This is a genomic window from Lentilactobacillus rapi DSM 19907 = JCM 15042, from assembly GCF_001436255.1.
Lineage (GTDB): Bacteria > Bacillota > Bacilli > Lactobacillales > Lactobacillaceae > Lentilactobacillus > Lentilactobacillus rapi.
Window position 1 is genome coordinate 40085 of sequence record NZ_AZEI01000062.1, and the last position, 24993, is coordinate 65077.

The following is a 24993-nucleotide window of genomic DNA, read 5'->3' on the forward strand; positions in this document are numbered from 1 at the left end:
TTAATCTATGTATGAATGGGTGGTATTCACCACCCATCCAGTAATTCGGGTTAACGGATCGCCCCATCAGGGGAAACGGAGCGATTCATCGGCATTGCGAACCATTGCCGTTATTGAGGGGGAACGGAATGATTCACTAGCTGCATTGCTTCAAAAGAAACTAGTTACGTCTCTTTCTCCGCAATGCGGCCAAGCCAATCGTGCTTAACATTCCCACGACACCCAAGATTACGGCCCCTTCATTTTGATCGTCACCAGTTTGTGGCAATCGCTTCTGGGCTAATTGTTGACTTGAAGCTTGTTTATTCAAATTATTCGATTGTTGTGAAGCAGGTTTAGCTGGACCATATACACCAGCAACCTTAACAGGTTCGTTCGACAACCGCTTTGGCTGAGCGTTGGTGTTAACTCGAGCTTTCCCAAGCTTAGCTGGCTCATTACCATTATTACTACTATTGCTACGACCATTACCAGGCTTCGACGGCTGATTATTTACAGTCGTTGGCTGCGTTGGAGTTGGAGTAGCTGGTTGTGTTGGTTGAGTCGGCTGCGTTGGCTGGGTCGGCTGAGTCGGTTGCGTTGGCTGGGTCGGCTGAGTCGGTTGCGTTGGTTGAGTCGGTTGATTAGTCGGTTGCGTTGGCTGCGTCGGTTGCGTTGGTTGCGTCGGCTGCGTTGGTTGCGTCGGCTGATTAGTTGGCTGAGTCGGCTGCGTTGGCTGAGTCGGCTGTGTTGGCTGAGTCGGTTGCGTCGGCTGCGTTGGTTGTGTTGGCTGAGTCGGCTGCGTTGGTTGAGTCGGCTGCGTTGGCTGGGTTGGTTGACTAGCCTTTACATAGTGAATATACGTGTCCTTATCAGGAGTTGCATAAGGCGCTGTTGGTGGCAAGTAACCCTTAGTTGCATCAGACTTATCAGCCTGAACTAAGTCGTTTCCATCAGCATCCACTGCCTTGTAACCATCAATATAAGGGATAATCCCAGTCGTTGGTGTCGTGATCTTCGCTGGATCATCAGGATCATTTGGATAAACCGAAATGTCCTTGTCGCCACCAGTTGGTAGGATAGAAATATATTTACCAATTAATCTGTACGTGTAGGTAATGGTCTTATCACTGTTCGTCATTGTGCCATTAGCATCACTTGGTGTCTTGATCAAGTAGTACTTCTGAACTACGAGTGCTTTAGACGTATACTTATCGCCAGCTTTTAAGTCCGCTGTTGTGGTTGATGGGGCAACGTCATTGCCCTTTTCGTCAACATACTTCACGATCAACTTGTAAGTTTGAGCATCAGTAATTGTCAACTTACCAGGAACAACCTTAATATCATAATTAGGATTATCTGTGGCACTGGCCGTCACACTAATGTCATAACTACCAGGTTCGATATCTTTACTAATATCACCAAGGGTATATTTAAGATCATCACCCTTAACTGGCTTGCCATCGACGGTAGCCACGATCTTGCTTTGATCACTGTATGGCTTACCATCGTACTCTTTGTTCAGCGTTGGCCCAGTAATCGTAATTGGTGCCTTGGTAATCTCAAACTGGGTATTCGTAACATCATCCATCGTGATTGCCTTGGTTGAATTTGCTGCCTGTAAGTCAGCCAATCCTTTGGCACTCAACTTAACGTCGTACTTGCCCACGTTCTGACTGTTAATACCAGTCGTATCAAAGTCATCTGCTGTCCAACCAGCAGTTGGGGCAACTAAGTTATCACCCAACTTAACATCGAAGACTGTTGGGTCAGTCGAAGCATCACCATCGTAGACTTTGCTCTTAGGTTGGAGAACCACAGCACCCTTATCAACTGGTGTGGTTGTGATCGTCAACTTACCAGGAACAACCGTAACGTTATAGTTAGGATTGTCAGTGGCATTAGCCGTTACGGCAATATCATAATCACCAACTTCAATGTCCTTACTAATGTCTCCAAGGGTATACACAACATCAGCACCCTTAGCAGGCTTACCAGCGACGGTAGCGACAACCTTGGTTGTGTCAGCGTACGGCTTGCCATCATAGACTTTGGTCAAGGTTGGGCCTGTAATTGTAACTGGTGCCTTGGTAATCTCAAATTGGGTATTCGTAACATCATCCATCGTGATGGTGCTCTTCTTGTTGGCTGCTTGGAGATCAGCCAATCCTTTAGCACTCAACTTAACGTCGTACTTGCCAACATTCTGGCTATTAATGCCGGTGGTATCAAAATCATCAGCAGTCCAGCCAGCCGTTGGGGCAACTAAGTTATCACCTAACTTGACATCAAAGGTTGTTGGATCGGTTGTGGCATCGCCATCATAAACTTTGCTCTTAGGTTGCAGAACAACGGCATCCTTACCAACCGGTGCAGTTGTAATCGTCAACTTACCGGGAACAACCGTTACCGTGTAGTTTGGATTATCAGTATCAGTTGCCGTTACGGCAATGTCATACGTTCCTGGATCAACATCCTTACTGATATCTGCAACGGTGTACTTAGGATCAACTCCCTTGGCTGGCTTGCCATCGACCTTAGCAACATCCTTGTCCGCTGCTGTGTATGGCTTGCCATCATAAACCTTGTTGAGAGTTGGACCCGTAATCGTAATTGGGGCTTTGGTGATTGTGAACTGCGTATTAGTAACATCGTCCATCGTGATCGTCTTAGTTGTGTTAGCAGCTTGCAAATCACTTAATCCCTTGGCACTCAACTTAACATCGTAACTACCAACGTTTTGACTGGTAATCCCGGTGGTATCAAAATCATCAGCAGTCCAGCCAGCCGTTGGGGCAACTAAGTCGTCACCTAACTTAACATCGAAGACCGTTGGATCAGTTGTGGCATCGCCATCGTAGACCTTACTCTTAGGTTGCAGAACAACAGCATCCTTATCAACTGGGGTCTGGGTATAGGTTACCGTGAATGTCTGGGTGGCACCCTTGGCATCAGAGTTCAAGTCAAATGCTGGATTGGCTACTAATGCATCAGCCAAAGTATCATAAGACTTGCCGTCTGGACCAGTAACCTTATAAGTACCAGTCTTGGCTAAGTCAGCATCCGTTGTCTTAAACGTGATGTCATTGGTACCCGTTGCCGTCTTGGCACCTGTATTAGGGTTCTTAGTATCATCATTACCTAATGCCGTATCGATCACTTTAGCAGCAACCGTTCCGGGACCTTGGGTTACCAAGTTAGCCTTGTCTACTTGGAAGTGATTAACCAAGGTTGCTGAACCGTCTAGCTTGATAGTGGTATCTCCATCTGTCGTTGTGAAGACATACCCAGGAACAGTTGGAATGTTATTCAAAATCTTAGAACCAGCAACTCCTACTGGTGGGGTGGCAGTTCCATCATCACTATAGCCACCATCTGAACCAGGGAAACCGTTAATGACTTTACCATCCTGATCAACGTTCTTAATATGAGCAGTAGTTGTAAATGAATCGGTAATGGAGCCGGTCACATTATTCAAACCATCAACTCGGAAGTAAGTTGGGATAGTGACTTGCTTACCACGGTCATTAATACTATCAGGATCTTTAACTGGCAAGATGACATCCGCCATATCTTGAGAAGCTAGCTTGGGAATTGAAGTGACGATTCCAACAATACTACTCCACTTTGTGCCAACCTTATCAGCAGTCATTAAATCATCCGCCGTAGTGGTGCTGGTTCCATCCTTGGCGTTGAAGTAGTATTTGTGCCCATTACTAGTTAAGGTGACACTCTTTCCGCCATCGGTTAGTTCCAATGCACTATTTGAATACAAGGTTGTCGTGGAATCACCAGCAGTACTCTTACCCTCAGTAGCAGCACCAGTCATTTGAAGTGCAAACTTACCTGGGGTATCTCCCTTATTAGCAGTAACTTCGGTTGGTAAGTTAATGATGCCGCCAACGTTAGTGCTAGTACTAGCCGTGTTGTTTGCTAATCGAAGACGGATAGATTGCTTATCATTTTTCATTGGGTTATTGACGCCGCTAGTACTATAACTAGTTCCAAAACTTTGGTTATCTTGGATGGCCCCACTTAAAATCATGCCTTCAGGAGCATTAATCATCATTAAATCACCAAAGTTCCGACCAAGGGTAATTCCAAGACTGTAGACACTCCTACCATCAAACGAACTTAGTCCAGATACAGTTGTGGTATTTCCCTCTGAATCAGTTAAAATTGTATGGAGATTTTGAGCATTACTTTGTTTAAATAAACCAGTGTATTGACTTACATTGCTATCATTATCGTCACCGGCAAGCATTACAACACTGGTTGATTCTCCGTCCTTACCACCCTTAGTCGCAGATGCAACATCGTAAGTTTTGCCATTGTATGTGTTAGTAGTTGCTTCTGTATTTTGGAAAGGCTGCAGTGCAGATACTGCATCTGCATTTACTTTAAACTGGACATTCAGTGCCATACTACCTGGATCGAATTCTAATCCAGTACCGGTGTAATCAACCTTATAGACTACTTGATTATCGGCATTTGTATATTGAGTTACCTTTGGAGAAATAGTAACACCACTCCACCCAGCACCAATTTGAGAGAATACTTGACCATTGGCCTGTTTGACAAGTTGTGTTTGCTTAGGCACGGTAATGTAAAAGACTGGGTCCTTTTTTGTTAATGCAACACCGTAGTATCCGGGCATATCATTCTCATCTTTAGCTGATGGATGATTAACCAGGTTATTGTTAAATCCACTGTTCGGTTGATTATTAACGTAAAATCCATTCGCATTCATGTTAGGATTCTTGTAAACTGGTTTTGATCCATCGCCAATGGAAACAGTGAACGTGTCACCAGGATTTAAGACCTTGTTAAAACTTTGAGTAGCATCTAATGATATTGGAGCATTTATAAGCGCTGTTGCAGTTGTCGTTTTCGTAGCAATAGCTTGACCAGTATCATTATCGTCAACTGTCAAAACAAATGGTACATTTGTTTTGTCTGCGACACCATTCTTAACGTACCCTAGCGTAGCAAAAGAAGTTGTTTGCACATCATTTTCAGTACCATCTTGGTTGAGCACTTCACCACCCCAACCAATTTTCCCCCACATAGTTTCTCCGGGATTCAATACAAAATTTGGAGTGATTTCATAACTTTTTACCGAGGCACCAGTAGGAACAGTAAACATTGTAGTAGTATTGACACTACCTGTTTGTGCAATCGTAGAAAGAGTGCTTCCTTCCTTAATATCTTTAAATTCTTGTGAAGTACCATTAGTAAAATTAATTTTGACATTATAACTGTTGCCGGAAGCCCAAGTTCCATATGCTTTTGTTAGCAACGGTATATATAATCCGGTTGATTCTACACTATCTGGAAGAGCCATTATTATTGTTGCATTTAATTGTGCTTGCCCAGTTGAGGTGATTCCAAAATTATTTAGAACATTTGAAGCTTGATTCCCCACCACTAATTCATTTTGACTATTAGCATTATAAAGATACGTACTAGCAGCTTTTCCTGTAGAAGCAGCAACATTCTCAATTAGTTTATTACTTGTACCATCAAATGTTATAGAACCATTAAGTGCAGATGTTTTAGGTGTTAATCCTTTTTCTGAGCCATTGTCAAGAGCAACGGGGGCTGTTGTATTACCGAAATTTTTAGAATAAACAGCTTTCCCTATGCTAAATGTTTGCTGACCCGTTTGTGTTGAATCACCGTATGAACCAATAAAATATAGCGATGAGTTGAAAACGTTATAGTTTCTTCCTTCTTTAGTCTTAAAGACAACTGGCGTGCCAACCCCACCTGGTTGTGATATTTCAACCGTTGCTGAATTAATAGGTGTATGCTGCCACATATACTGCTGTGTTTTTTCCGCATCAAGCGAAAATGTGGCTGGCACGTTAACTTCAATATCAACATCATTAACACTACCGTTTAAGGAATTGCCCCATTTAGTCATACCACCGGATAAAGAATAAATATAATCTATATTTTTAATTCTTGGAAGTGTATTGATGGTACCAACTGTTCCCAACGTCAACTTATTAATCTTATTAGTATTCTGAATTGTAATACTAGTTGTTTTATCGGTAAGATTAGTACCTCCATATGATATCGGCAGCAAACTCTGATCAGCTACTGATCCAATTGGACCAGCTAAACCACCAGTTGCTGGAGTGCCTGATCCCATATCACTTAGAACACCATAATTAGCATTCCCCATGCCAGTTAAATTAATAGTTTGGTTTGAAGTCTCTCCATCATTTTGAACAGTCCAAGTATATGTAACTGAACCGTCTTTATTTGTCACTTGTTTAGGACTTCCTGTTGCAATAGCAGTATTTTCATATCCTTGCTTATTCGTTAATGAAGCAGGAATTGTAACGTGAAAAGTGTCGCCCTTGTTTCCAGAGTAACTAAAATTGAAAGGTATCGATTGATCATAAAGACTTTGTCTGTCGTAAACGTATGTGGCTGAGCCATCGGAATTTACAATAATCTGTTGAGATCCGTCATCCCATTTTGAAGCTGTAAATGTCAGATTTGCCGCCTCCGCCGGATCAACCACCTGCCTGAAACTCTTCGTCAACCCCTGTTTATGTAAGTTGGCTAGAACTTTGTTGTAGCTCTTGGTGTTGCCGGTCGTAATGATCAAATCCCCGTAATCATCGACTTTGGCGGAAGTTCCATTTGGGACGCTGACATCGTTGTAGGCTGCTTTGGCATTGGCAACCACGTGGGCTTTAACACCCTTTTTATCAGCTGAGACCAAGGCAGTTGCCTGGTTCAATTCAGTGTGCATGTTAGCAACCACTGTTAAGGCTGAATTCAACTTGGTCGTTGCTTGCTTCTGGTTCTTAACAGCGATCTTTTGGGCAGCCTTAATTGTCTTCAAGACTTGCGCTTGTTGGGCCTTTTGATGGGTACCAATTGCAGTTAAGGCTTCGTCTTGAGGAATGTTGTCATTTTCTTTGGCATTGGCCAACTTGTTACCCTTATTGATTTGGGTTTGGGTGGCCTTCATAATCTTGTTAGCCCGGTTAACGATTGATTGGGCTGACTTTTTGTTGTATTTAGTTAACTTCTTATAAGTAACTTTTTTAACTTTGAGCTGATTATTGACCTTTTTATTCACCTTGGTGGTCTTCTTTTGAGAAGTTGCCTTGGTTGAATTGTTAGTGGCATCGGTCGTTGCGGCATTGGTTTGATCGGTGGTGCCAGTTGTTGAACTGCTGGTACTGTTGGTTGAACCAGTGGTTGCTGAATTGGTTAACGATGATTGGTCGCCAGTTGTTGTGCTGGAGCTGTTTGCGTCAGATGTTGCAGTGACTGCGCTGCTTTGGCTGCTATTGTTGCTTTCACTGGTTGAAGTAGCGGTTACCGGCTTGGTTGCGGTCGCCGTTGCAGTACTAGATTCACCGGTAGCTTGAGCATCATCCCCGTTATAAGTAGCGGTGGTGTCAGCGTGCACTGGATGTGATGACAACATGGTATATGACAACCCAGAAGTGAAGACTGAGATGCCGGCAACTAACCATAATTTGCCCTTCTTGTATAGCTTGTAGTGTTCCTGTTTCTCCAAGCTATCTTTGTATAGTCTTGAATTATAATTGTATCGATTCATGTGTGATACCCCCAAAAGTAAGTGAGCGGATCCAAGCGGTTAGAGATCGGAGTGTAAGTCTCCTCGAACGGAAATTCCGGTTTTGGGAATTTTTGTTCGAGGTGCTTACATGCAGATCTCTGCTTGGAGTAGCTGTCCTTTATTTCTATTCTGCAATTTTCTTAATTCGTGGATAAGTTCCCACGTCAACGATTCCCTCTATTTCAACGGTCGTTTCCAATTTGTTAAGGTGAACGGCCGATTGTTCTTTGGCGCTTGATACCGATTTGACGACTAAGTTATGTTGCTTTTTGATTTGTCGCCGACTGGGTACTTCATGCCCATATCTTTCCATCGAGTCACCCCCGGTAATAAAGTGAGCGGAGTAAAGCAGTTAGAAGTCGCTACGACAACCAACCACTCCGCTTATAAAACGCATCAACGTTATGCTTCACTTCGTCGCCCAAGGTTCCTTCCAACTGGCCGACAATAATGTCAGAACCATATGGGAGGTAGCGGTGCGCGGCGATGGCTAACTTCCGGGACACCTTTGCTTCAAACGTTTCCGGTTTGCCCCGGTAGTCCACTAAGACAGCGAATTGATACGTGCTGTCGTTTTTTGGCTTCAATTTGATTAGCCAAGCCGTTTCGATTTTATGGATATGCGTCAATGCCCGGCTCAATGCATCTTGAAGCTTGGTTGGCGTTGGGTTGATCAGCTTGAACTTGAAGTCGTCATCTTGATTGTGCGTGACAACGACCGGTGCAACCTTGTGAATGTAATCCCAGTACTCCTGAGTTAATGGGAAGCTCTGGGTGCCCGGGTTAATCAAGATTCCCTGGAGGCTGAACTGTTTAGCTTCAGCCATTAATTCCTTGCTAGTGAACTCAAAGGATCGGAATGGGTCCAGATTGGGCGTGCCGGCAAGGAATTTTTGCATTTTCGCTAGGTCAGTGAACACTGGAATATACTTCTGGCCATCCGCCAAGTAAGTGGTCACGGCCACGGACAAGGTGAACGCCGGCTTGGGCTGTCTGGATGAAGCGGGCCGGCGACCTGTTTGAACCGGGGCGTAGAATTTCATTTCCAGGAGTGAAGCCGCGAAACGATGTTCAAGGGCCGGATCCATCGGTTGATCCATGAACGATTGCAGCCGTTGGTTGAAGCCGGAAGTCTTGAACGACATAATCCCTTCAGATTGAGACTCGACTTTAGCTGGCGTGTTCTCCGGTTCGGTTTTCTTCACTGAATCAGTTTCCATCATATTCATCCCTCTTCTCTTGAAGCCGAGCCGCTATTGGTTCAACTTTGAGATAGCTTTCAGCAATGCTTCGGCGCTGTCGACCAACTGGAGCACCTGTTGCTTATTGCCATCGGTAGCGGCATCGTCAATTGCTTGGGCAATCGTGCTCATGTTTTGGCTTAATACTTTAACGGGCGTCATGCGCGTCAAAGTGTCAATGTTATCAGTTTCTGTATTCATATCAGTCCCCCACTTTTCTATTGAAACGATTAATCATTATTCAGCTTGGTTAAGGTGCGAATCGCAGCTAACAACTGATCGGCGGATTGAGTCAGATCAGCAATTTCTTGTTGGTTGCTGGCTTCTTCCAAGCTGTGGCAGATAAGGCCAAACGCCTGGGCCAACAAAGTGATCGGTGTCGCTTGATGGGCCTGGTGAGTGGTTGTAGCTGCTTGTGATTCGCTTGGCTGCTGGCTTGATTGCTGGCTTTGTGGCTCGTCGACTTGCGGTTGGGTTGGTTCCTGATCTGCTGGCCAATTATCATTTGGATACTGTGGTCGCAAATGGGCTGGCCGTTTGGCTTCACGAGTTGCTTGTTGCGATTCCGGTTGCTTTGGTTGGCTCGCTTGTGAATCATCAGCGGCTGGTTGCGCCGGTTGATCATCGGCTTGAGCTTCTTGATCGTCAGCACTCACAGATTCTGTCATTGGCTTCTCTAACTCACTCTTGAGGTCTTCAATGTTGAGAATGCTTTCATTATTACCTTCACTTAACTCGTGCTCCATCCGGTCAACCTTCTGTTTTTCTTCATCAGTTAAGCTAACCAGACTCGTTTTGGCGGTTGGGCTGTTGGGTTGGTAATGGTTCACATCGTCAATCCGCTCGCCAAGCCCCTCGTCGTCCAACACGTAATAGTGATGCTGCTCATCGACGGCCGGTAATTGAACTGGGGCAACCTCGTCTGGTTGATCACCATTTTTTAACGGAACCAATTCCCCGGTCATGTCGGTTAGGCCGTGATAAACGTGAAGTGAGCCAATCCTGCCATAGACCAGCTTGATGATTGCCGGTTCAGTTCCCATCAGCCGTGAAAGGCGTTGTGGCTTGTTGACAAGTACGTAGCCATTTAATATCGGTAATGCGATTCGGTATTCTTCACTAATGGCTCGAAAGATTTTTTGCGGTTCCATCAATTGATTGCCGTCAAGGTTCTCAAAGTGGACTTCAGCGTAGTTTTGAACTTGTCGGGCCGCTCCCTCAGCTTCTGACATCATTAATTCCTCCCATCCAAATAAAATAGTTGCTATAAATAGATGAAAAACCGCCCGGAACTTACCCGTCCATCGTGCTAACCCCGAATAGGTATCCCCTCAATATAAATTAACGGTTATTTATTTACACACTTAATTCTAAATAAACGATTATATATATCTATATGTATCAGACGCGTTTTGTCCGCACTTTTTTGGGAAAATAAAAAATATAAAAATGGATGCTAATTTTTGATTATTAGCATCCATTTTTGTGATGAGTGATTTGAGAACCGTGCTGTGGCAAGGCTCAAAGTGTTATTAAGATATTATTAAGAAGTTAATTTGCATAATTGTATTTATTTGTTGGTGAATTTTTGTAAGTAGAAAATCATTATTTATAATCGTTCATCATGTTTGACCGTGTGCACCAAATGTCATACAATTTAGAAAATGAGGTGATATTAATGGCATCTGCTAAAACTAAACCACGCATCAACGTCCGAATTGATCCTGATATTAAAGAAAAGGCCGAGTCCCAGCTTAAGAAGCAAGGATTGACCATTTCTGAATTTGTAAGGGCAACCTTGACTTCAGTCGCTAACGAAGGTTTGCCGGAACACTTCATGATTCCAAACCAAGAAACAATGGCTGGAATTAAAGAAGCAATTGAGACAATCCAAGGAAAAACAGATCTTCCGGGAACCGACGACCCCAAAAAATTATTAGAAATGTTGCTATCAGATGATGACAAAACAAATTAAGTATCGAAAAAACTTTAAAAAACAGATCAAAAAGATTCTCCATAATTCCAGCTGGCAGCGAGTATTTCAAGTGTCACTTCCAAAAGAAATTGATAAGAAACAAAGACCACCCTTTGACTTCATTGTTTACTGTTTGGCTAACAACGCTCCTATTCCTGAATATTTTTATGTCCATTCTTTATTGGGATACTCAAGAACCATTGGTGAAATCAAACGCCAGATCGGTAGATCCAAATTAGATATAAAAATTCTGGAACTCCACTTTGATGGACATACTGGCGACCATTTATTAATTTATGCAGATAGTCCAGATATGGTTGTTTTGATTGCTATTGGAACCCATAGCGAGTTATTTGGTTAAAAATAGTTGTTAAAATTTCCTAATTAATCAGCAATTAGCACCATCAATTCTTAATACTAACCACAACAGTGTCACGTGCTATCCGTATGTGTGAGGATAATACAAAGCCGTCGAGCTCTCGTTCGGCGGCTTTGTATTATCTATAATTATGAACATTAGATTTCAAATAAATCATTCTCAAGCTGTCGATCAAATTTAGCGGTTCTGCTTAGCTTCATCTTCTAATTGATTAATCCATTTTTCAAAATCATGGAGACTGCCATCGCCAATGGTCTTTACCTCGCCGCTAATAGCTTCCCGTAAAGCTTCTTTAGCATCAGGCGTATCATAAAAATTTTGCTTATCTACTTCTGCTTCTTTTTTTAATTGATCCAGTCGTTCCTTGTCAATTAACACCACACTTTTGCGAACAGGCTGATCTTTCTCTTGGACTGCAATTTCAACTTCATTATTAGTGTCTAAAACGGATCTAAGAACTTGAAATAAGTTTTTCCTGAATGAACTTGGTGTATAAATTACCATAAAAACATCTCCTCGTTAGGATAAGGTCACAAGTCTAATTCATACAAATTATAACGTACCCACATATGTACGCCTATGGGTACCCCTCGTCATCTGAAACTAACCAAATGATTTCTATTGAGCGTTACCGTTAAAGAAGTTGATTAGTATGCTACATCGTGAAAACCAAATTCGCCAATATCATGATGGTTCAGTTGCTGACTTAATGAACTTTTTTCATACTTACGCAAACGCCGATTGAAAAAAGGACCCGCCGAGCTTTCGCCGGGCGGGTCTGGGGAGCTATTTGGTTTATTGTATTACCTCTAAAATGGTAAATCAGATAATTCATCGTGTTTACCAAAGTAAGCAAGCTGATTATCCAAGTAAACTTCAACCGTATAATTATCATCGTTAACATCTTGAAGTGACAATGTCAGACTTTGGGGAAGCGCACCCGAACCGTTCGGATCTGGCCAGTACCATTTTCGGTTGCTCGAGTCGGTTATCACTATTCGATAATTAAGATACGCATCTTTATTCTCAGGTACGAGAGGTACTAAGCTATTATACCAGTCGTTATAGATCTGGTTGACTATTTAACCAAGTTTGAGTTTCTTTGATGCTCATAAACTCTGCCTTTGGATTTTTCTTACTATAAAGGTGAATATAAATTCGAATCGGCAGTTTTGACAGATACCGCTCCATCAACGGACGAACTTCCTTATTCCAATCTAACCCACCATTTCCAGCGCCAAGTTCTGGAAATGATATTGAGGTAATCCCAAGTCGTTGATAGTTTTCAACAAATTTTTTAAGGCCTGCTTCAAGATATTCAATTTTAGATTTATTCCGCCAGTCTTGCTTAGTTGGAAAATTAAGGATCCATTTGGTGGGCGATTTATATAACCAAAGTTTCCCAATACTCAACTGACCATTTTCACAATAACGCTGATACTGATGGAACATGTCGGGATATAATCGTTTAAATTCTAATGCGATCCCCTTACCCATCACGCCTACCGTATTAACTGTATTAACTAGTACCTTAGCAGGACTTTTAAATAAGTTATTTTTAGTATATATAATCATTAAATCAACTCCAAATGTTGAAAATCTGTGTTAAGTCTAAACAGCACCTATATTTCAAGTAAACTAAGTATAGCATATCCTTCTTACAGTTAAGGAGATGGTTACTGGGTTCCTTGATCGGAAATGAATGGCACCCACCTATTGTCGATATCTGCTCATTTGGTCAGTTCAAAGCAACAATGTCGATTTGCAATCATAGCAATCATAGCCATCTTGAAGCGCCTTCCACGGGAATGTGACAGCGAGACTTCTTTTTTACGTATAACATGACTATTGTCCGCTCACTAATAAAAAATTAGATCGAAGCCCTGTATTATCGCGGTTTATTAGGAACGAGATAGCCTAGGTGTCCGTTTCGGACGCTTTACAACTGGCAATTGGGATTGGTCTTTTGATCATTAACCTAATTGGATTAGTTGTTGAGCTGATTAAAAATCAGCAAAAAAAATAGCCACCTTAGCTCGGGCAAGCTAGCGGGTATTTAATAGTCGTTTAATGTCACCGTCTTATACGGCTCTACACGGGAAGTTCCGTTCACGCGGAACTTCCTTTTTGTGTTTATATTATATCACGGTTAGAGGAATTTGGATAGAAAGATCGCTTAGATGCACCGTACCTCTGATATAACATGTTTGATTTATAGAAAAATTTCCAAATCATGTTTGTATCTCAGGAGATACAAACATGTTATAATAACAAGAGATAATGCAGTTTGGATGTGGAAGCCATTGATCAATATCAATGACATTAAAAAAATAATTATAGATATTCAAAAAAGGCGCAATTATTGGAAACTTAGTACTCGTCGTAAAAATCTATTAACATTAACAGAATTAGGAATCACTCAAAACATTGCCTTCGACTTGATTTATAATCACTTAGAGTGGCGGGACTATGTTTCTGGACCTCAATTAGATGATCATGCCATACCGGGAAATATTTGGGTATTTGGACTTACAATTAACGATTATCCTTGTTATTTAAAGTTTCAAGATCGGCCTAATGGCATCGTAATGTGGATTTCGTTTCATAAAGCTGACTACTCACTCCGTTTTCCGTACCGCTAACTTGAAAATCATTCGTCTTAAGATAAAGCGAGGTAACAAAATGAATCTTAAAAAAGCACTTTATAATCCGGAATTGGATACTACCGAAATATACACCGAAGTGTGGAAGCCTGAGATTGTGAAGGTCCGGGATATTAACGACTTGTTAGTTATAAATCATTACTGGCAAGATGCTGACGGAGAGTTATGGGGAGATTTTGCCGATCCGATGGAAAACGTTAGGAACAGCTTTACTGCTTACCGAAAACGTAAGAATTATATGACTTCCGGAGAAATCAGAGAATTGCGTCACAATTTAGGATTGTCTGTAAGAGAATTTGCATATATCTTGGGAATCGGTTCATCATCATTAACTCAAATTGAAAATAATCAACGGGTTCAGGCAAAATATCAAGAAATACTTTTTGAAGCTGCTCGAAATGACTACAATAGTCATCACCAACTACCCGATAATTGGCGAAATGATTTTGAGAAGCCACTGGCAAGTGCATTTGATAATTCACCCACATATTCTCCAACTAACGATTTGTATACCACTAAATCTCTGGACGCTGATCCCCAATCCTTTGGTAAATCAGGCGAGTTAGGAGGTGCTGCTTAATGAGTATTCTACGATTCAATGGTTATAAAGTTCAGGAGATGGCATACAAAAGAAATGCCCACTATCAACCGGCCAAGAAGCAAATCGAATTAGATCCGAAGATCACTACAAAAATCGACATAACTGATAATGACATCAATATTACACTAACCGTTATGATCGGTTCTTTGGAAAAAGGTTCCATGCCATTTCAGGTCAGGTGTTCGATCATTGGCAATTTTACCTACAATCCAGTTGAGGATAATACTAATATTGGCATCGACACTTTCGTGCGTCGCAATGCAGTGGCAATTCTTTACCCCTACGCGCGTGCGATCATCGCGACATTAACAACGACGTCTAACGAATTCCCTGGATATAATATGCCAACTATTAACGTTGCTAAATTATTAACTCAAGATGATTCAAATTAGAAACACTTACCATGCTAAAAGGAGCACTCCAACAATGAAGTGCCCCCTTTACTTTGTATAAATGTTCCACATGAAACAATTACACCTTAACGGTCTTAATATCTAAAAAATCCTGAATATCATCGCTAGGGATCGACTTGATTGCCGGCCCACCAATTTGATGAACGTAAATCAAGTTCAGATGACCATCACGATTCTTCTTATCGTTCTTAATTTTGTCGAAAACTGCTGGGGATTCTAAGAGTGGTGAAGTGACCGGCAGACCAACTGCTTCTAGGCGATCAATCAATGTTTGGGTCAAGCCTTCATGGGATAAGCCCTTTTCTTCAAAAATTCGGGTGATCGCAACCATCCCGATGCTGACTGCTTCGCCATGACGCAGATCGCCATCAGCCAAAGCTTCAACGGCATGACCAATCGTGTGGCCAAAGTTGAGCAATTGCCGCAAGCCGCCCTCTTTTTCATCACCCATAACCACGTTGGCTTTGTATTGAACGGAATGAATACTGAGCTCTTTGGCATTGGCGAGAATGTCTGCCGGTGAATTGATTGACTGAACCAATTTCCAAAGATCGCCGTCTGATAAAGCAGCTACCTTGACGATTTCCCCGTAACCTTCAACCAGGTCGCGGGTTTTTAACGTCTGCAACGTTTCTGAATCGATGATCACCAAATCAGGTTGGTAAAAAGCCCCAATGATGTTCTTAGTGTTATCTAAATCCACGGCAGTCTTGCCGCCAACTGAACTGTCAACCTGCGCCAGCAATGAAGTTGGGATCTGAATCAAGCTGATGCCCCGCATGTAAGTTGCAGCCAAGAACCCTGCCAGGTCGCCGGTAACGCCGCCACCCAAGGCGATCACACCATCATCGCGATTGAAGCCATCAGCGGCCATTTCACGAGTTAAATTGCCAAGAACCTCGAGTGATTTAGAGGCCTCGCCAGCTGGGAATTGGTAGTTATGAACGGTGAAACCAACGCTCTCCAACGCGTCAGCCACCCTATCTTGGTAGAGTGGCGCAACGTTGCTGTCACTAACCAGAGCAATTTTTCGTTTTGACCAAATACTGGAAACCAATTGACCGGTACAGTTCAGGACACCATTTTCAATTTCCACGTTGTATGAATGATCTGGTAATTCAACTTTAATTATCTTCATAAACTAACCTCACTTTTTTCTTCGACGGGGGCAACAAGGGTCTTGCGGATTGCGAAGGCTTTAGCAGCCATTTCACGGTATTGGTTTGGCTTCAATGCTTGGGCACCATCGGAGAATGCGTGGGCTGGGTCATCGTGAATTTCAACGACCAAACCACTTGCCCCAACGGCAACTCCGGCCAATGCTTCAGGGGTCACAAATTCGGTATGACCAGCGGCATGACTGGGGTCAACAATCACTGGGTAATGAGTCAATTTTTGCAGAACCGGAACGGCACCGAGGTCCAATGTGTTTCGCGTGTATTTGTTATCAAATGTTCGAATGCCCCGTTCCGTGATGATAATCTGGTGGTTACCACCGGCAGCGATGTATTCAGCTGCGTTCAAGATGTCGTCAATGGTTGCTGACATCCCACGTTTTAACATAACTGGAATGTTTGTCCGGCCAACCGCTTTCAACAAAGAGAAGTTTTGCATATTACGGGCACCAATTTGGAAAATATCGGTGTATTTAGCAATCATGTCCACGTGGTCTTGGTCCATCACTTCAGTTAAGACGTCCATATCGTAGGCATCAGCGGCGGCTCGTAAGAACTTCAAGCCGTCTTCGCCGAGTCCCTGGAAGGAGTATGGTGATGTCCGGGGCTTGAAGGCGCCACCTCGAAGAATCGTTGCGCCACCACTCTTCGCAACCTTCGCCATCTTCATGACGTGCTCTGCAGATTCGACGGAGCATGGACCTGCCATCATGGTGAAGTGATCGCCACCGATTTTACTATGAGCGGTTGTCACCACCGTATCTTCTGGATGGAATAATCGGCTGCCCTGCACGGCTGCTGGAACATTATCAATAATTAAATCGATCGCATTCTTTTCTTCGGCGTTTAAGTCCTTTTCGGTGATGCCTTGAATTGCAACGCGATTATGATGGACAAATACTTCATTGGTACCATCGAACCGGTTCTTAATTTCATCAATAATTTCTTCGTGTCCTGCTTTAACTATAACTATCATAATATAATCTCCATTTCCTTTGGCTTATTGACATTTTGGTTAAAATAAAACTCCCGCAGCGTCTATCTATCTAGAACACCACGGGAGTTTCTGGTTTAGGGTAAAAAAATTGGTCCCGCAGTATTTTGAAAATTTACTGTGTGACCGGAGTAATCATGCTGAAATACTATTGGTCGCACAAGTTGTAGGATGTGCCCACAACCTGTACGGTGTGAACACTACAATGGCCAATAGTAACTAAATCGATTAAGATTTGCGTTTAATTTCATCATAATTAGAATCTCCTAATAAAGTTAAATTTTAATTGCAGTTATCATATTATGAATTTAGGATTGTGTCAAGGATTAAATTTCAAAAAGTTTAAATCGTGAGGATAAAGCACTGGTTATACGGGGGAAATTTGTGTGGGTTAGGGCAGCTCCTCCAGGCAGCAACCTGCACGTAAGCACCACAAGCAAAAATTCCAAAACCGGGAATTTCTGCTGGTGGCGACTTACGCTCCGGTTGCTAACCGCCTGGATCCGCTCACTTCTCTTAGGACAGCTCCTCAAAGCAGGAATCTGCACATAAGCACCACAAGCAAAAATCCAGAACCAGGATTTCCGCTTGCGGAGACTTATGTTCCGATTCCTAACCGCTTTGTTACGCTCACTCTCATTTTTCTTGACAAATTCTCATAATCGCCGTAACCTGATAACAATTAAATATCCGTCCTACAAAAACCGTTGATGTGGAGATCAAGATTGTCATGCCCGTAAAGAGAGCCGCCGTTGCTGAGAGTGCGACCGGATACAAGCAATTAAATGGACCGCAGAGGGTTCTTCCGAAAGTATGCGAGTACGAAGAAACGTTCAGGCAGACGTCATTTGCCGGGAGTGTGTTGGCACTTCGCTAAGCGTGAGTTAATTGAATGGATTCGTTATTTGACCGATTTTAATTCCAAATGACTGTCTTTTCTGTTAATCTCAAATTAAGGTGGCACCGCGGAATAATCCGTCCTTAAAGAACCAGTTAATGGTTTGAGTCAGGACGGATTTTTTGTGTCCAAAATTATTTTACGTGCCATTCATCCTATAATCCCGGAGGTTTCAGTTATGATCAAGCTTATCGCCAAACGATGGCAATCCCAACCAGTTTATTGACACAAACTCAACTTGGAGGTCATCAATATGAATATCGAACAATTACAAAAATTTGCCACTCATTTTCCAGCAGTTCCCGTCACGCTGCAATTCCAATTAACCTCGTTTGACCCAATTGCCATTACCCAGGCATTTGACCAACCAGATTCACCGTGCTTTCTCCTAACCGGTAAGCCGAAGAAAACCGAGGATGGTTTCAGCTTCATTGGCGTCAACCCATCCAAGTCGTTCACTTATCGAAATGGTCGACTCACGATTAAAGAACAAGATAACAGCGAATCAACCGAAACCGTTGAACTCAAACCAGTCATCGAAAAAATTCTTAAAGAAAATCAAACACCCCGCATCCCCGACCTACCGCCTTTTTTGGGAGGCCTCACCGGCTACTTCAGCTATGACTATGAGAAATATGCAACCACAGCCACACTCCCCACGGTGAAAGATCCCATGGACTTAAATGACGCCGACCTGATATTGGTCGACGAAGTGATTGCTTATAACCACGCCACCCAAACGGTCACTTTAAGCAAAATCGTCCCTGCCAATGAGCTACTCAGCACCTACAATTCAGTCATGGCTGAACTGACTGCCCTCAAGCAACAACTATTATCAATTACCGGAGAACAACCTCTACCAGCGTTTTCCATGGCCCCGCTGAAAATGCAATTCTCCTTACAGGAATTTGATGAAAGAGTCGCTGAAACCAAGCAGCACATCGTTGATGGCGATATTTTCCAGCTCATTTTATCCAATCCCCAACAGGCCACCATGCAAGGATCCCTGTTTGCGGCTGCCCCGACCCTCTTTCGTGAAAGCCCGTCACCTTACCAATTTTATTTCCGGCATGGTGATTTTGAAACGATCGGTGCCTCCCCAGAAACGTTGATTACTAAGCGAGACCAGACGTTATTTACCTACCCACTCGCCGGCACCCGTCGCCGCGGTCACGACAAGGCAGAGGACGATCAATTCGCCTATGAGCTCCAGCATAGCCCGAAGGAATTGTCCGAGCATAACATGCTGATTGACCTTGGGCGAAACGACTTGGGGGCCGTCAGTGAATTTGGCAGCGTCAACGTGACCGCCTACCGCAAATTATTACGATTCGCAAACGTGATGCACATGGGGTCGGTTGTCGAAAGCACAGCCAAAAAAGGCGTTTCCGCGATTGACATCATCAATGCCGTTTTACCCGCTGGAACATTATCAGGCGCACCGAAGATTTCAGCTATGAAGATTATTGGCCAGCTTGAAAACCGCAAACGCGGAGTTTATGGTGGCTGTATCGGTTACTTAGGCTTTGATGGGGATCTGGATCTATGTATTGGCATCCGCCTCGCCTACCGCAAAGGCAATCAGCTAGTGGTCCATTCGGGAGCGGGAATTGTTGCCGACAGTGTCGCCAAATACGAATACCAAGAGTTTAATAATAAGGCCAGTGCCGTCGTCAATGCACTGAAAGAAACCAGTACGAAGGGAGATGTCCTCAATGCATTATCTGATTGATAACTATGATAGCTTTACCTACAATTTGTACCAACTGATCGGCAGCTTGACGGATGAACCGATTACCGTCGTCAAAAATGATGCAATTACTGCCGAAGAATTACAAGCACGCCATCCAGAAAGCGTGATTTTGTCACCGGGACCAGGCCGCCCAGAAGATGCTGGAAACATGCCGGCGATCTTAAAAGAATTTCTGGGCAAAGTCCCAATTCTCGGTGTCTGCCTGGGGCATCAGGCAATCGCTGAAGCTTACGGGGCAAAGGTGGTCCACGCGCCAAAATTAATGCATGGCAAGCCGTCGGAAGTAGAAATTGCTGAACCAAGCGGTTTGTTCAAAGACTGCCCACATAAATTTCAAGCAGCCAGATATCACTCGTTAATCGTTGATCCCAGAACGGTGCCGGATAATCTGAAAGTCACTGCTCAAACTGCCGATGGGGAAATTATGGCACTTGCTGACGCCGCCAATCACGTTTATGGCGTCCAATTCCACCCAGAGTCAATCATGACTGATCCAGAAGTCGGCAAACAAATTGTCGCCAACTTCTTGGCAATTGTCCGGGAGCACCAGCGGATGATGGCGCATGCTCTATGAAGAAGTGACAATTAAATGACCGATACGATAAGACCTGGGACGGTAGCCGATTTCACCCCAGAATTTAAGCAAACAGCGCAATGCACTCTAGTTTGGAATGCATTGCGCTGTTTGCTTAAATTGCCTGGATCCGCTGTTTGTCGCATCTTCCATCAATTTAAAAATGGGACGCGCAGTGGCATTGATAAATCATTTGCCGACTAATATCTCAGCCCTTTTGACTGTCTGAATCCCTTGCTTTGAAACAAGTTTCACTCTGCTGCTACATAGACTAGGACCGCTCCTCAAAGCAGAGATCTGCACATAAGCACCCTGTCTGTAAATCCAAAACCAGGATTTTCAGACAGGGCGACTTATGCTCCGATCCCTAACCGCTTTGCTACGCTCACTGTACTTTAGGACAGCTCCTCAAAGCAGAAGCTTGCACCTAAGCCTCCACCACCAAAAATCCAAGCCCGGGATTTCTGGTGGTGGAAACTTAGGCTCCAGCTTCTAACCGCTTTGCTACGCTCACTGTACTTTAAAATTCGACTTAAAGATAAACCCACACGATGGGCACCGATTCAAACCATAGCTAATCTGCATTGGCCGATGGCACTTTGGACAATTACCTTGAACTGATCTGGGCATTTTGGTCACTTTTTTGAGTTTTTCTGATTGGTCTGCCATAGTTTCCTCCACCGGATTAACCGGTTATTTACTGTTGAATTATTTTGAGATATGTCGCAGGCATCGCATCCACCAGCCAAACACCACTTTCAGTTGGGTAAAACAAAATGCCATCCTTGGCAGCTTTTTGCGCCTCAACTTGAAAAATCACTGGCTTTGGATCTCGACGTTTTCCCACCTGAACGGCCATTCGCCGATTAGCAGAAAGGTGCACGAAGTCGCGATCCATTTTTTTCAATCCCTCGTCAACAATCAACCTTGCCGCGGCATGAGTGGTTCCGTGATATAAAACTTCCGGAGGCGTTTTGGGTGGCGTCAGTGGCTTGACGGGGATACTATGCCCATATAATGCCCTAATTGTACCACCTTCGATCGCATAGCGCTGCTTGTCACTTTGACGCATAATCTTTCGAATGAGGGGTTCACTAATCGGGGTACCGTAGTGTTGATTAAAGTGGCGAATGAACGAATTAAGGTCAACTCGACCATATTGATCCAAATTAATCCCAATCTTATCGGGATGGTGACGTAGGGTGAATGAAATTCGTTTACTAATTCTGGTTAAGTGATGATCCATATGTAAGAACCTTCAATCTTGTGCAATCAACTAGTAATATTATATGCCAAATTGACCTGCAACCCAAAAAACACACGGAAATTTGGGATTCCGTGTGTCAAGTAATCGCATATATTGAGGGGTGATTCTATGTTGAGGGGTTAGTTAGTAAAACTTTGGGCAAGTCACTGCCTGAGGGGGTGCAGTGAGCTTGTAACCAATATGACTGTTCGTCATATTTGATTGTCTATACTATATCGTCCGTACCTTAAACGGAACTTAAAATTCGAATTTTTTTGTATTAGATATGATAAAATCGAATTATTAAAGCTGATTTTGAGAGGATACATCATGAAAAGAATTTATTTTGTTCGCCATGGACAGACGCTTTTGAACAGGTTTCGCAGAATGCAGGGCTGGGTGGACTCACCCTTAACCGAAAAAGGCGAAGCCCAGGCAACGGCTGCCGGTAAACGGCTTGCTGATAGTCACTTTCAGTTAGCGGTCAGTTCCGACATGTTACGCGCAATCCACACGTTAGACCGCATTCTAGCCCAAAATAAACATGCTGGTGGCATTACCCGCGAAGTTCATGAAGATGTGCGGGAGATCTATTTTGGCTCCTTTGAAGGCGTTGATAGCGTCCAGACGTGGAACATGATCGCCCGGCCACTCGGCTATTCCACTCAAGAAGAATTAATCAAACACTATAACTTGTTGAAAGTCCGCGATTTTATGCATGACGCTGATCCATTTCACGAAGCGGAGACGGCCGCCCACATTGAAGCTCGGATCAAATCCGCTGTGGCCCGACTCGCCAAAGAACTTAACGATGGCGAAAATGCCGTCGTTGTGACTCACGGAACGTATTTGCGTAACTTAGCGACAATTTACGCTGCGGATGGGAAAGTGGCGGATCAACCGAAAAATGGCAGTATCACGGTTTTGGATGTGACTCATGAGCCAGTTGTTATCGATGATATTAAATAACGATTTCTAACATAGAATCAAAGTAGCTGGGCACCCATCAGGAATGTTCAGCTATTTGTTTGAAGAATTTTTAAATGAGTTGGAGAGCATTTTTAGATATGATTTTATAAATGTGCTTTCGTTTCTTTACCCTAATTTCTAAAAAAACAGCCAACCATGAACAAAAAATGTTCATCATTGGCTGCTTTCTTTAAGGTTTGAGGATCGCCCAGAGCTCGTCACCCTGTCGCTGTTTAATACCCCAAACTATTCACATTGGTTCGTTTAGTTTTATTGGTTTCCCAGAAGAGGGTCTTAGCAACGCCGACAATCTTCTTCTTAGGGACAAAGCCCCAGTAACGACCATCGTTTGAAACACTTCTATGGTCTCCTAAGACGAAATATTCGCCCTTTGGCACCTTAGTAGCATGCGTATTCTTATCCCAACTCTTGGATAAGGTCTTTAAACTCCAGTTACCGGTTCCGGCCGTCCGTTCCTTCATGCTGATAAACTTCTGAGGAACAACCTTGCCATTTACGTAAATATTACCGTCTTTGCTAGAAACTGTATCACCTGGTAGCCCGATTACCCGCTTTACATAGTCAGTCTTGGGTTTGGTTGCCGTTGGATCTTCGCCATAAGCATCAAACACAATGACACTCAAATGTTTAATCTTGGCTTGCTTCCAAACGACCAATCGTTCATTATTAATAAGGTTGGGTTCCATTGATGGACCATCAACTCGCGCCATTGTGAATACGTATAATTGAACAACGTAGGCAATTGCCAAGCCGACAATAATTGGAATGACCCAACTTGCAATTTCTCTGATTACTTTCATCAAAAGGCTCCTTTAAGGACTACAGTAATTCGAATATTTTTACTAGAATGCAGTCGACATTAATTTTAGCATACTTTCCTGTCATGACAACATTTTAGGCAATAATTAACGGATTAGTAACCCCAAATTTAAAAATTTCCTATTCGTGAATCTGTATTTATTTTTAGGACAGCTCCGTAAAGCAGAAACTTCCACATAAGCACCACCAACAAAAATCCCCAAAACCGGGATTTCTGTTGGCGGAGACTTATGCTCCGACTTTTAACCGCTTTGCTCCGCTCACTCGTATTAGGACAGCTCCTCCAAGCAGAAGTCTGCACGTAAGCACCTCAGAGAAAAATTCCCAAGCCCGGAATTTCCCTCTGAGGAGACTTACGCTCCGACTTCTAACCACTTGGATCCGCTCACTTATTTATTATAAAGAGGTGACGTTATGAAAACAAAATCAACTTTAGGAAAACGAATCTGGCTCATTTTCATTTTAGGGACCATTAGTGCATCCGGACCATTATCAATCGATCTTTATTTACCCGCCCTACCAGAAATGACCCATGATCTAGCAGCACCAGCATCCCTCATTCAAATGAGTTTAAGTGCCTGTCTGCTGGGATTAGCGCTGGGACAATTAATTTCAGGCCCATTGAGTGACAAATATGGCCGCAAGAAGCCACTCATGGTCGGTTTCTTCGTTTTCGGGCTGGTTTCACTCCTGATTGCCATGAGCAACTCTGTCTATCTACTCATTCTATTGCGATTTATTCAGGGACTGGCGGGTGCCAGCGGCCAGGTTCTTTCCCGGGCAATTGCTTCGGACATGTTTTCTGGCTCCCTGTTAACCAAATTTTATTCCATGCTCTCAGCTGTCAACGGCATTTTCCCGGTCATTTCACCAGTAATTGGCGGTTTCATGATTCAATTTGTCAGCTGGAAAGGCATTTTTATTCTATTGGCCGCGATTGGTTTTATCTTAGTGATCGCCCTTTGGCTCGGAGTTAAAGAAACCTTACCGGTTGAAAACCGAATTACTGGCCATCCCCTGGAATCGGTTGTCGAGATGTTTGGCTTTCTTAAGAATTCTAAATTTGTGCGTTTGATTCTGGCAACCGGTCTGGTATCTGGCGGTTTATTTAGCTATATTTCGGCCTCTTCCTTCGTTTTCCAAAATTTCTTCCATATGTCCGTTCAAAATTTCAGTCTTCTTTACGCTTTGAATGGCATTGGTATCGCCATTGGCTCAATGATCCCGGGCGGATTGGCGGCGCGATTTCCGGAAATCACCCAGGCAAGATTCGTTCTGGCAACCACGGTCTTAACGACAATCTTACTTACTCTGAGTGCCCTATTCTTTAACAATTTGCTGGTAGTCATCGTCCTCGTCTTTCTCACGGTTACTCAGTTCGGGATGCTGTTCACCCTCACGACATCAATTATTATGAACCTGTCATTACGAAACAATGGCGGCCTATCCGCGTTGCTGGGCTTGTCCCAAAACGCAATTGGCGGCATCATGTCGCCATTAGTTGGGGTAATGGGTAGCCACACATACTTACCGATGGCTTTGGCAATCATGGGCTGCATGTTGTTAAGTATGCTATTATTCTTTTCAATTCATGATAAATCACGGAATCAGGATTCATTTGAATAGTTAAGTTCACCATCGTTCCTACCTAGTTTAAGCGGCAGCTAATCGAATTCGTCAA

General features: G+C 43.4%; 21 protein-coding genes. 10 read left to right on the forward strand and 11 right to left on the reverse strand.

The annotated features are described in order from the left end of the window. Positions 1–160: 160 nt before the first annotated feature. From FD12_RS07300 to FD12_RS07320, 5 genes are all read right to left on the reverse strand, one after another. The gene (locus tag FD12_RS07300) at positions 161–7570 is read right to left on the reverse strand and encodes an MBG domain-containing protein (protein WP_056982383.1); all 7410 of its coding nucleotides are present in this window, start codon (positions 7568–7570) and stop codon (positions 161–163) included. A gap of 145 nt (positions 7571–7715) precedes the next feature. Then, positions 7716–7904, reverse strand: a complete 189-nt coding sequence (locus FD12_RS07305) for a hypothetical protein (RefSeq protein WP_054748503.1) — start codon at positions 7902–7904, stop codon at positions 7716–7718. Positions 7905–7953: 49 nt separating this feature from the next. Beyond that, positions 7954–8814, reverse strand: coding sequence for an SseB family protein (locus tag FD12_RS07310; RefSeq protein ID WP_054748505.1), 861 nt, complete (start codon positions 8812–8814; stop codon positions 7954–7956). A gap of 30 nt (positions 8815–8844) precedes the next feature. After that, a complete protein-coding gene (locus FD12_RS07315) occupies positions 8845–9033 on the reverse strand; it encodes a hypothetical protein (RefSeq protein ID WP_054748507.1) in 189 nt (62 codons plus the stop codon). Positions 9034–9062: 29 nt separating this feature from the next. Next, on the reverse strand, positions 9063–10067 hold the full coding sequence (locus FD12_RS07320; protein ID WP_146986048.1) for a MucBP domain-containing protein: 1005 nt from the start codon (positions 10065–10067) through the stop codon (positions 9063–9065). 443 nt (positions 10068–10510) lie between these two features. Here FD12_RS07320 and FD12_RS07325 point away from each other — a divergent pair, with 443 nt between their 5' ends. After that, entirely contained in the window at positions 10511–10807 is a 297-nt protein-coding gene (locus FD12_RS07325) for a type II toxin-antitoxin system RelB/DinJ family antitoxin (RefSeq protein ID WP_054748511.1), read from the forward strand. Next, positions 10788–11168 carry a type II toxin-antitoxin system YafQ family toxin gene (locus FD12_RS07330; protein ID WP_054748513.1) on the forward strand — a complete coding sequence of 127 codons (381 nt, stop codon included), beginning with the start codon at positions 10788–10790 and terminating at the stop codon, positions 11166–11168. Before FD12_RS07325 ends, FD12_RS07330 begins: the two co-directional genes overlap by 20 nt. Before the next feature lie 195 nt (positions 11169–11363). Here FD12_RS07330 and FD12_RS07335 read toward each other — a convergent pair whose 3' ends face one another. Next, the gene (locus FD12_RS07335; RefSeq protein WP_054748514.1) at positions 11364–11690 is read right to left on the reverse strand and encodes a hypothetical protein; all 327 of its coding nucleotides are present in this window, start codon (positions 11688–11690) and stop codon (positions 11364–11366) included. A gap of 558 nt (positions 11691–12248) precedes the next feature. Further along, a complete protein-coding gene (locus FD12_RS07345) occupies positions 12249–12761 on the reverse strand; it encodes a macro domain-containing protein (protein WP_056982386.1) in 513 nt (170 codons plus the stop codon). A gap of 346 nt (positions 12762–13107) precedes the next feature. Between FD12_RS07345 and FD12_RS14415 the strand changes: the two genes are divergently transcribed. From FD12_RS14415 to FD12_RS07365, 3 genes are all read left to right on the forward strand, one after another. Further along, positions 13108–13212: a putative holin-like toxin gene (locus FD12_RS14415; RefSeq protein ID WP_054748523.1), complete on the forward strand. Its 105-nt coding sequence runs from the start codon at positions 13108–13110 to the stop codon at positions 13210–13212. 656 nt (positions 13213–13868) lie between these two features. Beyond that, on the forward strand, positions 13869–14429 hold the full coding sequence (locus FD12_RS07360) for a transcriptional regulator (RefSeq protein WP_056982388.1): 561 nt from the start codon (positions 13869–13871) through the stop codon (positions 14427–14429). Further along, positions 14429–14842 carry a protein-export chaperone SecB gene (locus FD12_RS07365; protein ID WP_054748528.1) on the forward strand — a complete coding sequence of 138 codons (414 nt, stop codon included), beginning with the start codon at positions 14429–14431 and terminating at the stop codon, positions 14840–14842. The genes FD12_RS07360 and FD12_RS07365 overlap by 1 nt, the downstream gene beginning before the upstream one ends. Before the next feature lie 79 nt (positions 14843–14921). Here FD12_RS07365 and aroB read toward each other — a convergent pair whose 3' ends face one another. Both aroB and aroF read right to left on the reverse strand, forming a co-directional pair. After that, positions 14922–16001: a 3-dehydroquinate synthase gene (aroB, locus tag FD12_RS07370; protein WP_056982390.1), complete on the reverse strand. Its 1080-nt coding sequence runs from the start codon at positions 15999–16001 to the stop codon at positions 14922–14924. Next, positions 15998–17014, reverse strand: coding sequence for a 3-deoxy-7-phosphoheptulonate synthase (gene aroF, locus FD12_RS07375; RefSeq protein WP_056982392.1), 1017 nt, complete (start codon positions 17012–17014; stop codon positions 15998–16000). Before aroF ends, aroB begins: the two co-directional genes overlap by 4 nt. 748 nt (positions 17015–17762) lie before the next feature. Between aroF and FD12_RS13905 the strand changes: the two genes are divergently transcribed. From FD12_RS13905 to FD12_RS07385, 3 genes are all read left to right on the forward strand, one after another. Then, positions 17763–17909, forward strand: a complete 147-nt coding sequence (locus tag FD12_RS13905) for a hypothetical protein (RefSeq protein WP_156404075.1) — start codon at positions 17763–17765, stop codon at positions 17907–17909. 274 nt (positions 17910–18183) lie between these two features. Continuing rightward, complete coding sequence (locus FD12_RS07380) at positions 18184–19662, forward strand: anthranilate synthase component I family protein (protein WP_056982394.1); 1479 nt, start codon at positions 18184–18186, stop codon at positions 19660–19662. After that, complete coding sequence (locus FD12_RS07385) at positions 19646–20257, forward strand: anthranilate synthase component II (protein ID WP_054748531.1); 612 nt, start codon at positions 19646–19648, stop codon at positions 20255–20257. Before FD12_RS07380 ends, FD12_RS07385 begins: the two co-directional genes overlap by 17 nt. Before the next feature lie 697 nt (positions 20258–20954). Here FD12_RS07385 and FD12_RS07390 read toward each other — a convergent pair. Further along, positions 20955–21503 (reverse strand): RNA 2'-phosphotransferase, encoded by a 549-nt coding sequence (locus tag FD12_RS07390; RefSeq protein WP_056982397.1) that lies wholly within the window; start codon positions 21501–21503, stop codon positions 20955–20957. A 330-nt stretch (positions 21504–21833) separates the two neighbouring features. Between FD12_RS07390 and FD12_RS07395 the strand changes: the two genes are divergently transcribed. Then, positions 21834–22472, forward strand: a complete 639-nt coding sequence (locus tag FD12_RS07395) for a histidine phosphatase family protein (RefSeq protein ID WP_082622207.1) — start codon at positions 21834–21836, stop codon at positions 22470–22472. 233 nt (positions 22473–22705) lie between these two features. On the opposite strand, the gene lepB is transcribed toward FD12_RS07395, so the two are convergent. After that, complete coding sequence (gene lepB / locus FD12_RS07400) at positions 22706–23293, reverse strand: signal peptidase I (RefSeq protein WP_056982399.1); 588 nt, start codon at positions 23291–23293, stop codon at positions 22706–22708. Between the two features lie 433 nt (positions 23294–23726). Between lepB and FD12_RS07405 the strand changes: the two genes are divergently transcribed. After that, positions 23727–24938 (forward strand): multidrug effflux MFS transporter, encoded by a 1212-nt coding sequence (locus FD12_RS07405; protein ID WP_054748536.1) that lies wholly within the window; start codon positions 23727–23729, stop codon positions 24936–24938. The last annotated feature ends 55 nt before the right edge of the window (positions 24939–24993 follow it).

Bases quoted from the DNA above. Each gene is read 5' to 3' on its own strand.
- FD12_RS07300 (WP_056982383.1), bottom strand. From the start codon at position 7,570: ATGAATCGATACAATTATAATTCAAGACTATACAAAGATAGCTTGGAG.
- FD12_RS07305 (WP_054748503.1), bottom strand. From the start codon at position 7,904: ATGGAAAGATATGGGCATGAAGTACCCAGTCGGCGACAAATCAAAAAG.
- FD12_RS07310 (WP_054748505.1), bottom strand. From the start codon at position 8,814: ATGATGGAAACTGATTCAGTGAAGAAAACCGAACCGGAGAACACGCCA.
- FD12_RS07315 (WP_054748507.1), bottom strand. From the start codon at position 9,033: ATGAATACAGAAACTGATAACATTGACACTTTGACGCGCATGACGCCC.
- FD12_RS07320 (WP_146986048.1), bottom strand. From the start codon at position 10,067: ATGATGTCAGAAGCTGAGGGAGCGGCCCGACAAGTTCAAAACTACGCT.
- FD12_RS07325 (WP_054748511.1), top strand. From the start codon at position 10,511: ATGGCATCTGCTAAAACTAAACCACGCATCAACGTCCGAATTGATCCT.
- FD12_RS07330 (WP_054748513.1), top strand. From the start codon at position 10,788: ATGATGACAAAACAAATTAAGTATCGAAAAAACTTTAAAAAACAGATC.
- FD12_RS07335 (WP_054748514.1), bottom strand. From the start codon at position 11,690: ATGGTAATTTATACACCAAGTTCATTCAGGAAAAACTTATTTCAAGTT.
- FD12_RS07345 (WP_056982386.1), bottom strand. From the start codon at position 12,761: ATGATTATATATACTAAAAATAACTTATTTAAAAGTCCTGCTAAGGTA.
- FD12_RS07360 (WP_056982388.1), top strand. From the start codon at position 13,869: ATGAATCTTAAAAAAGCACTTTATAATCCGGAATTGGATACTACCGAA.
- FD12_RS07365 (WP_054748528.1), top strand. From the start codon at position 14,429: ATGAGTATTCTACGATTCAATGGTTATAAAGTTCAGGAGATGGCATAC.
- aroB (WP_056982390.1), bottom strand. From the start codon at position 16,001: ATGAAGATAATTAAAGTTGAATTACCAGATCATTCATACAACGTGGAA.
- aroF (WP_056982392.1), bottom strand. From the start codon at position 17,014: ATGATAGTTATAGTTAAAGCAGGACACGAAGAAATTATTGATGAAATT.
- FD12_RS13905 (WP_156404075.1), top strand. From the start codon at position 17,763: ATGCCCGTAAAGAGAGCCGCCGTTGCTGAGAGTGCGACCGGATACAAG.
- FD12_RS07380 (WP_056982394.1), top strand. From the start codon at position 18,184: ATGAATATCGAACAATTACAAAAATTTGCCACTCATTTTCCAGCAGTT.
- FD12_RS07385 (WP_054748531.1), top strand. From the start codon at position 19,646: ATGCATTATCTGATTGATAACTATGATAGCTTTACCTACAATTTGTAC.
- FD12_RS07390 (WP_056982397.1), bottom strand. From the start codon at position 21,503: ATGGATCATCACTTAACCAGAATTAGTAAACGAATTTCATTCACCCTA.
- FD12_RS07395 (WP_082622207.1), top strand. From the start codon at position 21,834: ATGAAAAGAATTTATTTTGTTCGCCATGGACAGACGCTTTTGAACAGG.
- lepB (WP_056982399.1), bottom strand. From the start codon at position 23,293: ATGAAAGTAATCAGAGAAATTGCAAGTTGGGTCATTCCAATTATTGTC.
- FD12_RS07405 (WP_054748536.1), top strand. From the start codon at position 23,727: ATGAAAACAAAATCAACTTTAGGAAAACGAATCTGGCTCATTTTCATT.